General features: G+C 69.1%; 12 protein-coding genes. 7 read left to right on the forward strand and 5 right to left on the reverse strand.

Going from position 1 to position 13,949, the window contains the following annotated elements:
* Positions 1-43: 43 nt before the first annotated feature.
* Entirely contained in the window at positions 44-763 is a 720-nt protein-coding gene (locus tag NRY95_02085; GenBank protein UYC16796.1) for a hypothetical protein, read from the forward strand.
* Between the two features lie 403 nt (positions 764-1,166).
* On the opposite strand, the gene NRY95_02090 is transcribed toward NRY95_02085, so the two are convergent.
* Positions 1,167-2,183 (reverse strand): NAD-dependent epimerase/dehydratase family protein, encoded by a 1,017-nt coding sequence (locus tag NRY95_02090; GenBank protein ID UYC16797.1) that lies wholly within the window; start codon positions 2,181-2,183, stop codon positions 1,167-1,169.
* A 93-nt stretch (positions 2,184-2,276) separates the two neighbouring features.
* Here NRY95_02090 and NRY95_02095 point away from each other — a divergent pair, with 93 nt between their 5' ends.
* The gene (locus tag NRY95_02095; protein ID UYC16798.1) at positions 2,277-3,164 is read left to right on the forward strand and encodes a LysR family transcriptional regulator; all 888 of its coding nucleotides are present in this window, start codon (positions 2,277-2,279) and stop codon (positions 3,162-3,164) included.
* Between the two features lie 176 nt (positions 3,165-3,340).
* On the opposite strand, the gene NRY95_02100 is transcribed toward NRY95_02095, so the two are convergent.
* Positions 3,341-4,093, reverse strand: a complete 753-nt coding sequence (locus NRY95_02100; GenBank protein ID UYC16799.1) for a DNA/RNA non-specific endonuclease — start codon at positions 4,091-4,093, stop codon at positions 3,341-3,343.
* Between the two features lie 196 nt (positions 4,094-4,289).
* Between NRY95_02100 and NRY95_02105 the strand changes: the two genes are divergently transcribed.
* Positions 4,290-6,803 carry a sulfite reductase flavoprotein subunit alpha gene (locus NRY95_02105; protein ID UYC16800.1) on the forward strand — a complete coding sequence of 838 codons (2,514 nt, stop codon included), beginning with the start codon at positions 4,290-4,292 and terminating at the stop codon, positions 6,801-6,803.
* Positions 6,804-7,172: 369 nt separating this feature from the next.
* Here the strand turns inward: NRY95_02105 and NRY95_02110 are convergent, their stop codons facing one another.
* Entirely contained in the window at positions 7,173-8,072 is a 900-nt protein-coding gene (locus tag NRY95_02110) for a TolB-like protein (protein ID UYC16801.1), read from the reverse strand.
* Positions 8,073-8,124: 52 nt separating this feature from the next.
* Between NRY95_02110 and aroE the strand changes: the two genes are divergently transcribed.
* The 4 genes from aroE (at position 8,125) to dinG (ending at position 11,964) form a co-directional block, all read left to right on the forward strand.
* The gene (gene aroE / locus NRY95_02115; GenBank protein UYC16802.1) at positions 8,125-8,973 is read left to right on the forward strand and encodes a shikimate dehydrogenase; all 849 of its coding nucleotides are present in this window, start codon (positions 8,125-8,127) and stop codon (positions 8,971-8,973) included.
* 45 nt (positions 8,974-9,018) lie between these two features.
* The gene (locus tag NRY95_02120) at positions 9,019-9,345 is read left to right on the forward strand and encodes a hypothetical protein (GenBank protein ID UYC16803.1); all 327 of its coding nucleotides are present in this window, start codon (positions 9,019-9,021) and stop codon (positions 9,343-9,345) included.
* Positions 9,346-9,423: 78 nt separating this feature from the next.
* Positions 9,424-9,774 (forward strand): hypothetical protein, encoded by a 351-nt coding sequence (locus NRY95_02125; protein UYC16804.1) that lies wholly within the window; start codon positions 9,424-9,426, stop codon positions 9,772-9,774.
* A gap of 60 nt (positions 9,775-9,834) precedes the next feature.
* The gene (gene dinG, locus NRY95_02130; GenBank protein ID UYC16805.1) at positions 9,835-11,964 is read left to right on the forward strand and encodes an ATP-dependent DNA helicase DinG; all 2,130 of its coding nucleotides are present in this window, start codon (positions 9,835-9,837) and stop codon (positions 11,962-11,964) included.
* 25 nt (positions 11,965-11,989) lie between these two features.
* Here the strand turns inward: dinG and NRY95_02135 are convergent, their stop codons facing one another.
* Positions 11,990-12,418, reverse strand: coding sequence for a cupin domain-containing protein (locus NRY95_02135; GenBank protein ID UYC16806.1), 429 nt, complete (start codon positions 12,416-12,418; stop codon positions 11,990-11,992).
* Between the two features lie 165 nt (positions 12,419-12,583).
* Positions 12,584-13,837 carry an alginate lyase family protein gene (locus NRY95_02140; GenBank protein ID UYC16807.1) on the reverse strand — a complete coding sequence of 418 codons (1,254 nt, stop codon included), beginning with the start codon at positions 13,835-13,837 and terminating at the stop codon, positions 12,584-12,586.
* Positions 13,838-13,949 lie beyond the last annotated feature (112 nt).

Here is a 13,949-nt window from a genome sequence, read left to right on the forward strand (position 1 = left end):
TGGACTTCCAGGAAAAGCAATACGATTCTTACCAGGTGATTTGATGAAAAAGGACGTTGTTCTGTGTATGGCCGCACTTTCCATTGTGCTCGCCGCGTATGGAAAAGCAGATAGACCTGCAGGCGAGAGCGCTTCCGCAACGTCGCAGTCGAAGGTCGCCGTATCCGCAGTCCATGCAAGCGAATATCGTTCCGCCGCGAATCCAGAGCATCAAGAACGTGCCCAGGCGCCGACGCATCGCCAGGACGCCAAGCAGTATCTTTGCCAGGGCGGTGCAGGTGCCTGCAGGGTCAGGGGGCCTTTGGTGGCCAACTCCGAGGCGGAAGCGCAGTGGCTGCTGTCTCATGGCTATCCGACGGAAGCCGAACTCGCGCGCCTGGAAGCGATGGGGCTGTCGCAGCTGAAAGCGGAGACGCAAGCTGGCAATACGCTCGCGACCGTGATCTATGGCAGGAAGACCGCGATCGAGGGCGGTCGCTTCTTCGAAGGCCTGGGCGTTCTTCGAGATGCGGCGATGTCGGGCAACCTGTACGCGTATTACGGGCTGTCCGACGTCTATGGCGCCGAGACGAAGCAAAAGAACCTGGTCCACAGTGCGGCTTATTTGCGGTTGGCTTACCTGCTGGGTGACGGAAAGGCGTCGGCAGGCATGGCGTTGCAGGGCCTGAACGGTGTCGAACGTGTCGCTGCGGATGAGCGTACGGCTTCGCTCTACCAGACATTTGCCAAGAATCGGAGGCCTTCGCCTAGGCCGCTCGAATGATGTTGTCGCGATTTGAATACTGTGGGGGAAGCGTCGACTTCCCCGCTCTTGCCCTACCAAGTTCCGTTCTATGCTCTCCGGCGCTACGCATGTTGGATCGGCGGCAACAGGAGATCACCATGTCACGCGTCATGTTGAGCAGATCGCTGCATTGCGGGCGTTGGCCGCAGTCGCGATGCTGCCGCTGACGTCCTGCGCCAATGCAGGCACCAACGGCAGTACCAGCCAGGAAGACGCCATGCACTCAGCAGTTGGCCCCGCTGCTGGAAGAAACCTACGCCTCCCGGAAGCCGGTTCGCACCCCCTTCGATCCTCAAAAGGCCCTTGCCTGTTAGAGGGGAGGACGGTCTCTACGAAATGCATGATGCACGCAGAGACAAACCTGCAGGCATAGGCGCCGTCTTTACGCGGACGACGGTGTGGACGGATGCGCCACCGGCGCGGAGGCCGCCGCCGGCAGACAGCCCAACCCGATCAGCGTCGCCTCCACCGCCGCGTCCAGCGGCGTATGCGGTTCTTCGCCGAGCGTGCGCAGCAGGCGCGCGTTGCGCATGCGCAGCGGATGCTGCCACAGCGGGCGCATCTCGCGCAGTTCGCGCGCCAGTGGCCAAACCGGTGCGGCCAGGGTCAGCAGCCACCACGGGAAGCGGCGGGTCTTCGGCGGCGCCATGCCATGGCGGTGCAGCACGCGCGCGATCGCCGCGGCCATCTGCGTGCCGTCGGCGTCCCAGTGTCCGTCCATGTGCAGCCGCGCGAACGCCGGCAGCGTCGCGCGCTGCTGCAGCAGCCGCAGCATGGTCCGCGCCACGTCCGGCACGTACGCCCATTGGTGGCCGACGCCGGGGGCTCCCGGCAGCGTCACGCTGGCGATCGGGCGCCCCGGTTTCACCAGGCCCTGCGCGAACCAGCTGTTGCCCACGCGTGGGCCGAAGAAATCGCCGGCGCGCACCACGATCGCCCGCGCGCCGTGCGCGGTCGCGGCCTGCAGGCGCCGCTCCAGTTCCACCCGGATCGCGCCCTTGCGCGTGGTCGGCGTCTGTGGCGCGTCTTCGTCCGGCGCCGGGTAGGCATCGAGGCCGTAGTTGTAGACCGTGCCCGGCAGCACGATGGTCGCGCCTTCGGCGCAGGCCGCGGCGATGGTGTTGTCGATCATCGGCAGCACCAGCTCGGCCCAGCGCCGGTAGCCGGGCGGATTGACCGCGTGCACGATCGCCGCGCAGCCGCGTGCGGCCTGCAGCACGTGTTCGCGGCACATCGCGTCGCCGCGCAGCCAGTGGATGCCGTCGCGGGTTTCGCTGGCGGCCGCAAGCCCGCGCTGCAGGGCGCGCACCTGCCAACCGGCGTCGCGCAGCTGGCGCGCCAGTTCGCCGCCGATGCCGCCGCTGGCGCCCAGGACCAGGGCGGTGGATGTCGTTGTCATGCGGGTGCTCCGTTGTGGGGAATGCGATCAGTGTGATCGCCGCCGCATAGCGAAGGAATTGGCGAACATCGGCCATCGGCTATACATTTATGTATGGACAACGCCATCGGTTGGGAGCTGTACCGGTCCTTCCTCGCGGTGCTGGAGGAGGGATCGCTGTCTGCGGCGGCACGCGCGCTGGACCTGACCCAGCCCACCGTGGGACGGCATGTGGCGGCACTGGAGAAGGCGCTGGCGGTGCCGTTGTTCGTGCGCTCGCAGAGCGGATTGCTGCCGACCGACGCGGCCCTGGCGTTGCGCGGTCATGCCCAGGCCATGGGCAGCATCGCCGCGTCGCTGCAGCGTGCGGCGGGCCGCCACGGCGAGGCGGTGCAGGGCACGGTGCGGATCTCCGCCAGCGAGGTGATCGGCGCGGAAGTGCTGCCGCCGGTGCTGGCCGGATTGCGCCTGGCGCATCCGCAGCTGCGGCTGGAACTGGTGCTGAGCAACCGCGTGCAGGACCTGCTGCACCGCGAGGCCGACGTGGCGGTGCGCATGACCCGGCCGCAACAGGATCTGCTGATCGCCCGCCGCATCGGCGAAGTCGCGCTCGGTCTGTACGCCCATCCGGACTACCTGGCCCGGCACGGCACGCCGCACCACCTGGACGAACTGGCGCAGCATTCGCTGATCGGCTTCGACGTGGAGACGCCGTTCCTGCGGGCCGCACGTGCCGGGTTGCCGCTGTGGCGTCGCGAGGCGTTCGCGCTGCGTGCCGACAGCGACGTGGCGCAATTGGCCTTGATCCGCGCCGGCTGCGGTATCGGCTTCTGTCAGGTGGCCCTGGCCCGGCGCACGCCGCACCTGCTGCCGGTGTTGCCGCAGCAGGTGCGCGTGGGCCTGGACACCTGGATCACCATGCACCAGGACCTGCGCGGCAGTGCCGCCTGCAGCGCCGTGTTCGCGGCGCTGGCGGAGGCGATGACCGCGCACGTGGCCTGAGCGACGTGCGCGGCGATTCGCTGGTGATTCGATGGGGCGAGCCGCCCGTCTGCGCAGATGCGGTCTGTTCGCGCGAGTGCAAGTCGCTTCCGCAACTCCACATACGCCCACGGGATCGACACAGCCTCAGCAGGCGACGCGGCGAATCCCCAATCCCCAATCCCGAATCCCTGCTTTCAAGGCAGCGTCAACGCGATCGGGGTGGACTTCATCGCCGCGGCGATCGACGGGAACGGATCGACGCTGGCCATGGTGATCACGTCGTCGATCGAGACCACGTCGCAGCTGATGCTGTCGTCGTTCACGCACAGGTATGCCGCCGCGCCCACGCCCGGCTCGTACACCGCCTTCCACACGTACTCCGGCACTTCCACCTTGTCGGTGCCGATGGTGGTCGCGTTGCTGTCGAAGGCCGGGCCGGTCACCACGTAGATCTCGCCGCGCTGCTTGGCCAGCTGCCGCACCTGCTCCTCGATGCGCGCCCACTCGCCGGTGTTGAGCTTGTGGTCCTGCGGGACCACGTTGGCCATCGAGAAGGTTTCCTTCTCCGTGCTTTCGGTGGAGGCGTCGCCGGCCGGGGTCATGTGGCCGCGGTCGAAGCCGGTGTTGGTGTAGTCCGAGCTCTTGGAGCGGTCGGCGGCGGGAATGGCGGTTTCCTCGTGGAACGAGCCGACCCGGCCGATCGCCTCGGCGCCGGCGACCTGCTGGTCGGTCAGGTGCTCGGCTGAGTACAGCGGGCCCTTGGTCACGCCCGAGGCCAGAATCGCGTATTCGGTGTGGCAGACCTCGGTGGTGCGGGCGGTCAGCGAGGCATCCACGCTCGGCGGTTTGCCGCCTGCGTACAGCGTGGCGCAACTGGTGGCGGCCATCGCCGTTTGGGCCGTGAACAACGCAAGCAGAACCAGACAACCGCGCAGGGAGAAGGACATCGCGTACCTCGCTAGCCAAGGGGGAGTGAAGAAACTGGCCAGGGGCGATGTCGTTACGGTGACGACTCGATGTGTCGCGCATGGCAAATGAGCGGCCGGTCACACTTACGGGTAGACGGCGCGGGTCGCGCCGAGGCGGATCCGATAAGCGTTCTCATTTACAATGCGCGGCCGCCTTTCGAACGTGTCCTGCGCCGTGACCAAGAAGCTGCTGTTCCAGCTGCACTGGCTGTTCGGCATCAGCGCCGGGCTGGTGCTGTCGGTGATGGGCCTGAGCGGGGCCACGCTGGCGTTCGAGGACGAGATCGTGCGCTGGGCCAATCCGCCGCTGGCCGAGGTGGCCGCGCGCCATGCGGCCGGCGAGTCGCCGCTGCCGCTGGCCGAACTGGTGCGGCGGCTGGACCTGGGCGGCTCGCACCGCACCACGCGCTTGCTGATCGACCCCACCGGCACGCGTCCGTCCAACGTGCGCCTGGCCGGCCGCGACGCTGGGCGCCTGTACTTCGACCCCTATACCGGGCAGACCGTGCCGGAGCCGCGGCTGACCGGCGTGTTCGAATTCGTCGAGGATCTGCATCGGCATCTACTGGCCGGCGAACGCGGCAAGGCCGTCACCGGCGCCTGCGTGATCGCGCTGCTGTTCTTCTGCCTGTCCGGACTGTATCTGCGCTGGCCGCGGCAGTGGTGGAGCTGGCGCGCGTGGTGGGTGGTGGAATGGAAGCGGCAGGGCCGCAGTTTCCTGTGGAGCCTGCATTCGGTGATCGGCACCTGGTGCCTGGCGATCTATCTGCTGATCGCCCTGACTGGCCTGTACTGGTCCTACGACTGGTACCGGCAAGGGCTGGTGGCGGTGCTCGGCGGCGAGCGTGCGGACAACGAGGGCGGCGGTGGCGGCCGCGGCGGCAAGCCGCCGGCGGTGGACTATGCGCGGCTGCAGGCCACGCTCGACGCGCTGCCGGACGTGCGCCGCGCCTATCTGGACCTGCGCCTGCCCGGCCGCCCCGGCCAGCCGCTGACCGCACGTTATCTGGCCGCCGATCCGGTGCACAGCCGGGCCTTCGACGGCCTGGAGATCGATCCGCGCAGCGGCCGCATCGTGCGCCGCCTGGACTATCGGCAGCAGCCGCTGGGGCGGCAGCTGCTGAGCAGCGTGTTCGCCCTGCACACCGGCAGTTTCTTCGGCCTGGCCGGGCGCGTGGTGGCGATGCTGGCGAGCCTGTGCATGTCCTTGTTCTTCGTCACCGGCTGGCTGCTGTACCTGGACCGGCGGCGCAAGAAGCGCGCGCTGCGTGATGCGCGGCGCGGTCTGGCCTCGCCCGCGGCGGCGGCCGCCGAGCCGTGGCTGGTGGGGTTCGCCAGCCAGAGCGGATTCGCCGAGCGGCTGGCCTGGCAGGCGGCCGGCCAGCTGCAGGCGGCCGGCGTGCCGGTGCAGGTGCAGTCGCTGGCGCAACTGGATGCGGCGCAGCTGCGCCGTGCACGGCGTGCGTTGTTCGTGGTCAGCACCTTCGGCGACGGCGAAGCGCCGGACCCGGCCCGCACCTTCGAGAAGACGGTGCTGCGGCAGGCGCAGGCCCTGCCCGAGCTGGGCTACGCGCTGTTGGCGCTGGGCGATCGCCAGTACGCGCGCTTCTGCGGGTTCTCGCGCCGGCTGGAGCAATGGCTCGCTGCACAGGGCGCGCAGGCGCTGTTTCCGTCGGTGGAGGTGGACAACGCCGATCCGCAGGCGCTGGCGCAGTGGCAGCGGCAGTTGTCCGCGGTCACCGGCGTGGCCGAGGCGCCACCGGAACTGCAGGCGCCGCCGCCGCTGGAGTGGCGCCTGGCCGGACGCGCGTTGCTCAACCCCGGTAGTGCCGGCGCGCCGGTGTGGCGCGTCGATCTGCTGCCGCCGGCGCAGGCGCAGTGGCAGGCGGGCGATATCCTGGAAGTGCAGCCCTGCCACGCGGCGGACGACGTACGTGCCTGGCTTGCCGCGCATGGCCTGGCGGCCGACACGCCGGTGCGCGCCGGCGGCGTGCCGGTGCCGCTGCAGGCGGCGCTGGCCGATCGCGCGCTGGTGCCGCCGTCCGCGCATCCGCAGGATCTGCAGGCCTGGCTGGATGCGCTGCCGCCGCTGCCGCTACGCGAATACTCGATCGCCTCGGTGCCGGCCGACGCTGTGCTGCACCTGGTGGTGCGCCTGACCCGCTGCAGCGACGGCAGTGCCGGCGTGGGTTCGGGCTGGCTGTGCCTGCATGCGCCACCGGGTGCCGCGATGCAGGCGCGGGTGCGCGCCAATCCGGGTTTCCGCCGTCACGGCGATGCGCCGCTGCTGTTGATCGGCAATGGCACCGGCATCGCCGGCCTGCGCAGCCTGCTGCGCGAGGCCGAACAGGCCGGCGTGCATGGGCACTGGCTGTTGTTCGGCGAACGCAACGCCGCGCACGATGCGCTGTTCGGCGCGGAACTGCGCGCCTGGCAGGACAGCGGCCATCTGCAGCGCCTGGATCTGGTGTTTTCGCGCGACCAGCCGGGCAAGGTCTATGTGCAGGACCGCCTGCGCGACGCCGCCGACGAAGTGCGCGCCTGGCTGGGGCGTGGCGCCACGCTGCACGTCTGCGGCAGCCTGGACGGCATGGCCCGCGGGGTGGATGCGGCCTTGCGCGAGATCCTCGGCGAGGATGCGCTGGATGCACTCAGCGCGGCCGGGCGCTATCGGCGCGATGTGTATTGAGATGGGCCGATGCGGTTGCAACGATCCGGGCGGAGTTCTTGGCCCGGACCGAACCCGATCGCGTTGTTTCCGCCGCTGTGCCTGTCGCGGCTGAAGCCGCTCCCACAAGGATTGGCGATCGGCCGGCTGGGTGCACTGTGGGAGGAACTTCAGTCCCGACGCCCGCTGAGTGGTCCACCGCTGCGTCTGTCGCGGCCGAAGAAGGTATCTACAAAGAGCAGAGCGCGCCCGCTGCTTCCATGGTAGCGGCTTCAGCCGCGACCAAGGGTTCGGCGCTCAGTGTGGCCACCGCTGCGGCAGCGGCTGGCAACGAATGTGCGGCAAGCGGTTTCCGGCACCCACACGATCCGCTCTCGAAACCATCGCCAATCACCGCTCACCCGCACAATCGCCGCTGCCGCTCGCAACCGGCGCCTTCATCCGGTACACGTCGAGCTTGCCGGCCTTCGGGGCGCGCGCGCTGCCGATCACCAGCAGCTCGGTCGGCTTGGAGGCATCCACGACCGCACCGCGCGTGTCGCCGTCGGCGCTGTTGAACGACAGCGCCAGCGGTTGCGGCTGCACGTAGTGTCCGCCGGCGCATTGCGCGAGCGACAACTGCGTGCCCTGCGCCTTGCGTGCCCGCGCGAACACCAGCGCGCGGCCGTCGCCCAGCCAGGCGGCATCGGTTTCGTCGTCGGCGCTGTTGATCCCATCCAGCGCCTGCAGTTGGCCGAAGGCCTGGCCCTGCAGCCGCGCCACGAACAGATCCATCCCGCCGGCACCGCCGTGGCCGTCGCTGGCGAACAGCAGCCGGGTGCCGTCCAGCGACAGCGTCGGCGCGCGCTCGTCGCCGCGCGAGTTCACCGCCGCGCCCAGGTTCTGCGGCGGGCCGTAGCGGCCGGCGGCCAGCACCGGCGCGCGGTACAGGTCGCTGCCGCCGTGGCCGCCGGCGCGGTCGGAGGCGAAGTACAGCCAGTGTCCGTCGGCGCTGAAGAACGGGTCGCTGTCGGCGCCGGGCGAGTTCAGCGGTGCCGGCAACGGTTGCGCGTCGACCCAGCGTCCATCGCGCAACGTGGCCTGCCACAGGTCGCCGCCGCCAGGCCCACCGGTGCGGTCGGGGCTGGCCCAGACGATGCGCTGTCCGTCCGCAGCCACGCTGGCGCGGATCTCGCTGGCCTTGGTCGAGACCACGCCCATGCCCTCGATGCCGAACTCGGAAAGCGCGAACGCCGACGGCGCGCAGAGTAAACTCGCGGCCAGCGCGAGCGGCAGGGCGGGGGTCCGCATGTCGGATTCCTTCGGATGTCGCGACCAGTCTAAAACAACCAACGAGCGTTCCATGCCCACATCCCGTTATGCCGTGTTCGGCCATCCCGTCACCCATTCGCTGTCGCCGCGCATCCATGCCGACTTCGCCAAGCAGACCGGCATCGCGCTGCAGTACGACGCGATCGACGCCGTGCCGGACGGCTTTGCGGCGACGCTGGCGGCCTTTGCTGCAGAAGGCGGCGCGGGCGCCAACGTGACCCTGCCGTTGAAGGAAGCCGCTTATGCGCTCAGCGTCATCCACAGCGAGCGCGCGCAGCGCGCCGGGGCGGTCAACACGCTCAGCTACCGGGACGGGCAGTGGCACGGCGACAACACCGACGGCGCCGGCCTGGTGCGCGACCTGACCGGGCGCAACGGCCTGGATCTGCGCGGCCGCCGCGCGCTGCTGCTCGGCGCCGGCGGCGCCGCGCGCGGCGTGGCGCCGGCGCTGCTGGAGGCCGGCGTGCAGCAGTTGCTGATCGTCAACCGGTCGCCCGAGCGCGCCGACGCGCTGGTCGATGCGCTGGGCGATCCGGCGCGCGCCGTGTCCCGCTATTGGGAAGACCTGCGCGAGCAGGGCGACTTCGAACTGATCGTCAATGCCACCGCCGCCGGCCGCGACGCCAGCGCGGGTTTCTCGCTGCCGCTGTCGCTGGTCAACAGCATGACCCTGGCGGTGGACCTGAACTACGGCGAGGTCGCGATTCCGTTCCTGGCCTGGGCGCGTGCGGCGCACTGCCGCGATACCGTGGACGGGCTGGGCATGCTGGTCGAGCAGGCGGCCGAGAGCTTCGAGCGCTGGCACGGCGTGCGCCCGGATACCGACCCTGTCTACGCCGCGCTGCGCGCGCGCGACGCGGTGCTGGTCAGCGCCGACTGAGTCCGGCGCCGCGGCGCTTCCTTTCCTAGCTCGATGAAGATGGCCATGGACGATGGATTCGCGATGCAGCTGTTGACCACGGTGGGCTTCCAGCTGCCGATCCTGATCGTGCTCGGCACCGGCCTGGTGCTGCTGGCCACGCGCCGCCCCGGCCGCGCCCGCACGCTGGGGCTGTGGGGATTGAGCCTGCTGCTGCTCGGCGGGCTGTGCGGCACGGTGGCCTCGCTGCTGCCGATGTGGGTCATCGCGCAGGGCGGGACCTTCTCCAGCTACGCGGCCTGGTACGGCATCCTGCAGGCGGTGTTCACCCTGCTGCATGCGGTGGCGATGCTGCTGGTGGTGCTGGCGTTGCGGCTCGCCTTGCCGCGCTAGGCGCGTCGCCGGCGTTGGACGCTGCAGCGTTGGGCGCTGTTACCATCGGCGACGCCTACCGTAGCTGGAACGATCGCGATGCGCCTTGACCATTTCGTGGATTTTGCGCTGGTGGCCGGCAGCGTCGGCCTGGCCGTGAAGTTCGGCGTCCTGCTGCTCGGGTTCCTGCTGCTGTTGCGCTGCGCACCCGGCCGCCCGCGCACGTTGTTGCAGTGGGGGGTGGTGGTGCTGCTCGGCAACGTGCTGCTGCCGCTGTTTCTGGTGGCCGCGGTGAGCGTGGTGCGGCTGATCACCGGTTTCTCCGGCGACATGTGGGCGGACACGGCGATCAAGCTGCTGCAGGATGTGCTCTTGGCGATCGGCGTGGCGCTGCTGCTGCAGGCCTTGTGGCTGACCTTGCCGCGCAAGCGCGCGGCGGCGCCGGACTGACCGAGCGGCAGATGCACGCCGGGTCGCGATGGCTGCGACCAGACGTGAGAAAATGCCGGCATGAACGATGACGCCACAGCGGCCGCGGCCCGTGCCGCCGACAAGCCCCAGCGCCAGCTGACCGAGCCGCTGAAGCTGGCGATCCGCGACGCCTACACCAAGCTGCAGGCCAACACGCCCGGTTTCCGCGTGCGCCGCGCGCAGAGCCAGATGATCGGGGTGGTGTCGCGCGCGCTGGGCACTTCCGGCGGTGTTGGCGTGGCCGAGGCGCCCACCGGCGTCGGCAAGAGCCTGGGCTACCTCACCGCCGGCGTGCCGATCGCGCTGGCCAGCAAGAAGAAGCTGGTCATCAGCACCGGCACCGTGGCGCTGCAGTCGCAGCTGGTGGAACGCGACATCCCCGCCTTCCTCAAGGCCACCGGCATCGAGGCGACGGTGGCGCTGGCCAAGGGCCGCACCCGCTACCTGTGCGCGCGCAACGTCGCCGAGCTGCATGGCGAAGCCGCGCAGAACAGCATGTTCGAGGACGAGGCGCCGCTGTACGACCGCCCGCTGAGCCCGGCCGAGGCCGAGCAGGCGCGCAGCCTGGCCAAGGCCTACGCCGACAAGACCTGGAACGGCGATCTGGACACCGCGCCGGAGCCGATCCCGTCGTCGCTGCGCGCGCGCATCACCACCAATGCCGCCGGCTGTGCCGGGCGCCGCTGCTCGTTCGCGGTGCAGTGCCCGGTGCTGAAGGCGCGCAGCGATGTGCGCGAGGCGCAGATCGTGGTCACCAACCACGCGTTGTTGCTGTCGGCGCTGGCGCTGGGCGACAGCGACAACGGCCAGCCGCTGATCGCACCGCCCGCGGACATGCTGCTGGTGCTCGACGAAGGCCACCACATCGCCGGCGTCGCCATCGACCAGGGCGCGGCCAACCTGGCGCTGGACGACATGGCGCGGCGCACCGGCCGCCTGCAGGCGCTGGTCGGCGCCGCCTACCGGCTGGCCGACAAGGACACCATCGGCAACCAGTTGCCGAACGAAGCGATCGAACTGGCGACCCAGGTCAGCAAGGGGCTGAAAAGCTTCCGCGCCGAGATCGAACGCGCCTGGGTGCCGGACCCGGGCCAGGAAGAACCGATGTGGCGCGCGCCCAACGGGCGCCTGCCCGAGGACTGGAAACCCTTCATCGAGGCGCAGGCGCAGGACACCGCCGCGCTGCTCAACTGGGTGCAGGCCGCGCATCAGCTGGTGGCCAAGTCCAAGCAGGAGGACGCGGCCAAGGAACGCCTGCAGCGCAGTCTGGGCATGGCCCTGGAGATGGTCGAGCAGCAATACGCGCTATGGCTGGGCTGGCGCCGTGAGGACCAGGACGGGCAGGCGCCGATGGCGCGCTGGATCACCGCCTCGCGCGATGCCGACCTGGTCTGCCATTGCTCGCCGGTGTCGGCCGCGCAGGTGCTGCGCGCGCTGTTGTGGAGCGAAGTGGACTCGGCGGTGCTGACCTCGGCCACGCTGACCGGCGGCGGCGATTTCCAGGCGCTGGCGATCGACAACGGCCTGCCCGCGCATGCCGAGATGGTGTCGCTGTCCTCGCCGTTCGACCTGCCCAACCAGGCCGAGCTGATCGTGCCGAAATTTCCGGTGGCGCCGGACGACCGCGACGGCCATCCGCGCGAGGTCGCGCGCTACCTGGTCAAGGAGCTGGACTGGGGCAAGGGCTCGATCGTGCTGTTCACCTCGCGCTGGAAGATGCTCAAGGTCGCCGACCTGTTGCCGATCGCGCAGCGCAACCGGGTGCTGGTGCAGGGCGAGGGCTCCAAGTCGCAGATGATCGGCGAGCACATGCGCCGCATCGGCGCCGGCGAAGGCTCGGTGCTGTTCGGCCTGAATTCCTTCGGCGAAGGCCTGGACCTGCCGGGCGAGGCCTGCACCACCGTGGTCATCACCCAGGTGCCGTTCGCGGTGCCGACCGACCCGCAGACCGCCACGCTCGGCGAGTGGTTCGAAAGCCGCGGCCTCAACGCCTTCAACCTGATCGCGGTGCCGCACGCGCTGCGCACGCTGACCCAGTTCGCCGGCCGCCTGATCCGCAGTTCCAGCGACCATGGTCGGGTCATCATCCTCGATTCGCGCCTGCTGACCAAGCGCTACGGCAAGCGCATCATCGATGCGCTGCCGCCGTTCAAGCGGGTGATCGGCTAGCGCCGCGCCGCGGGCCGCTGCCCGCTCACTGCGGTGCGTACCGATCCAGCTCCGGCTGCAACACCACGCTCTCCTGTTCGTTGGGATCGGTGCGCGCGATGACCATCGTCGCCGGACGCTCGCTGAGATTGGCGGGAAGATGCGCCACCCCTGCAGGGATGTAGAACATCTCGCCTTCGCGGACCACAGTGTGCTCCTGCAACTGCTCGCCGTACCAGCAGTGGGTCTCGCCGGAAAGCGCATAGATCGCGGTTTCGTGCGACGCGTGCAGATGCGCCTTGGCGCGCCCGCCCGGTGGAATGGTCAGCAGATGCATGCAGATGCCGGTCGATCCGACGGTCTCGGCGGCAATGCCCTCGAAATAGCTCAGGCCTTGCTTGCCTGCATACAGATTGCCGGGCCGCACGAGAAGGCAGGTGGGCTTCGCTGCTGCGTTCATGGCCTTGATCCTCATCAACGGTGTTGGGGAATCGCTATGCAGCGCCGGCTGCAATGGGGGGGCACGCTAGCACGCAAGCGGCGCTGGGCGGTGAGACGGCGGCGCGCCCTGGCGCCGCCGCTCACGCTTCAGACAGCTTGCGAGCGGCAGACGCTGCCAGGCAGCGCCGCCGGATGGCGCTTACGGGGTCTGCTGCAGGCTGTACATCAGCGTGCCGTAACCCAACTGGTCGTAGCCGCCGCTGGTGCTGCCATAGTCGCCGCCGCCGCCTTCGGCACGCAGCTTCTTGGCGAACCTGGTCACATACGGCGCGTCCAGGCCTTTCAGGACCACGTAATGGTTGTACAGCAGCTCCCATTCCGGGCGTATGGTGCCGCGCGCGGTTGCCGAAAGCGTCGTCTGGGTCACGTCGCTATTGGTGTAGGTGGTGTAGGGCAGCACCAGCGTGTTGTCGCAGTCGCCGTTGCTGTTGGTGTCGCAGACGTTGTAGGCGGCAACGTATTCGGCACCCTTGAGCACGCGGTTGTCGTCGTAGCCGAACAGATCGTCGCCCTGGTTCCAGGCCATCTGGCACAGCGAGCCGAGCAGCGCGATCACCAGCGTGGCATGGCCCTGGTCGCGTCCGCTTTCCTGCACCTGGCCCATGCCCAGGTCCGGATACAGCTTCCACACCGCATGGGCGATGCTGCCGTTGCCGGCGCCTTGCTTGAAGTAATCGACCGCCTCGTCGTACAGATCCGAGCGGTCGGTCAGCACGCCGATGGCCATGATCGCGTTCATTTGCGCCAGGTCCCAGTTCGCCCAGTAGTGGTCGATTTGCCGATTGTTGTGGCGGACCAGGAAGTCATGGTTGATCGGATAGAACACGGTCAGCATCATCTGCTTGAAGCTCGCGAAATCCGTGCTGGTCCAGCCCTGGTAGCCGCGCATCAGTTCGGCGGCGTTGGCGAACTCGTAGCCCTGGATGCCGGCGACCAAGGCGGCGTCGCTGGTGCCGTGGATCGCGGTGAGCGTGGACGACCATGCGTTCATGATCTCCACGGCCTTGTCGGCATAGCGGGTGTCGCCACTGAGCGTCCAGTACAGGGCCAGTGCATACGCGGCGGCCGCGTCTTCATACAGCTGCGGATAGTTCTCGGCGTGTTTGCCGTCGTAGCCGCGGTAGATGACGGCCGCCGGGTTCGGTTTCCAGGTCAGCGCCGTATGCCGGTTGGCGGCCAGGCGGTCCCACCCAGCCTGCCAGGGTTGCAGCCCGCCGGCGAGTTTTTCGCGGGTCCTGGCCAGGTCCTGCGCACTGTGCAGCAAGCCCGGATGGGAAAAGGTTCGCGTCGCGGCCGCGGCGGGGGCGAGGCAGGCCAGGCACAACAGCAGCAGTGCAATCCAGCTCAACGCCATCCGCGCGCAGCGGTGGCGTTCTTGCTTGGGAACGGTCATCGGATCATGCATCGGAATTTTCCTACAAGGTGGTGGTGGGGGGGGAGCGGCGGAACGGTCATCGCCGCGAAGGCATGCTGGTCCGCAGCGTCTACATTTTCATGTCGGTTTG

Source organism: Xanthomonas campestris pv. phormiicola, from assembly GCA_025666215.1.
Lineage (GTDB): Bacteria > Pseudomonadota > Gammaproteobacteria > Xanthomonadales > Xanthomonadaceae > Xanthomonas_A > Xanthomonas_A campestris_A.

Bases quoted from the DNA above. Each gene is read 5' to 3' on its own strand.
- NRY95_02085 (UYC16796.1), top strand. From the start codon at position 44: ATGAAAAAGGACGTTGTTCTGTGTATGGCCGCACTTTCCATTGTGCTC.
- NRY95_02090 (UYC16797.1), bottom strand. From the start codon at position 2,183: ATGACAACGACATCCACCGCCCTGGTCCTGGGCGCCAGCGGCGGCATC.
- NRY95_02095 (UYC16798.1), top strand. From the start codon at position 2,277: ATGGACAACGCCATCGGTTGGGAGCTGTACCGGTCCTTCCTCGCGGTG.
- NRY95_02100 (UYC16799.1), bottom strand. From the start codon at position 4,093: ATGTCCTTCTCCCTGCGCGGTTGTCTGGTTCTGCTTGCGTTGTTCACG.
- NRY95_02110 (UYC16801.1), bottom strand. From the start codon at position 8,072: ATGCGGACCCCCGCCCTGCCGCTCGCGCTGGCCGCGAGTTTACTCTGC.
- aroE (UYC16802.1), top strand. From the start codon at position 8,125: ATGCCCACATCCCGTTATGCCGTGTTCGGCCATCCCGTCACCCATTCG.
- NRY95_02120 (UYC16803.1), top strand. From the start codon at position 9,019: ATGGACGATGGATTCGCGATGCAGCTGTTGACCACGGTGGGCTTCCAG.
- NRY95_02125 (UYC16804.1), top strand. From the start codon at position 9,424: ATGCGCCTTGACCATTTCGTGGATTTTGCGCTGGTGGCCGGCAGCGTC.
- dinG (UYC16805.1), top strand. From the start codon at position 9,835: ATGAACGATGACGCCACAGCGGCCGCGGCCCGTGCCGCCGACAAGCCC.
- NRY95_02135 (UYC16806.1), bottom strand. From the start codon at position 12,418: ATGAGGATCAAGGCCATGAACGCAGCAGCGAAGCCCACCTGCCTTCTC.
- NRY95_02140 (UYC16807.1), bottom strand. From the start codon at position 13,837: ATGACCGTTCCCAAGCAAGAACGCCACCGCTGCGCGCGGATGGCGTTG.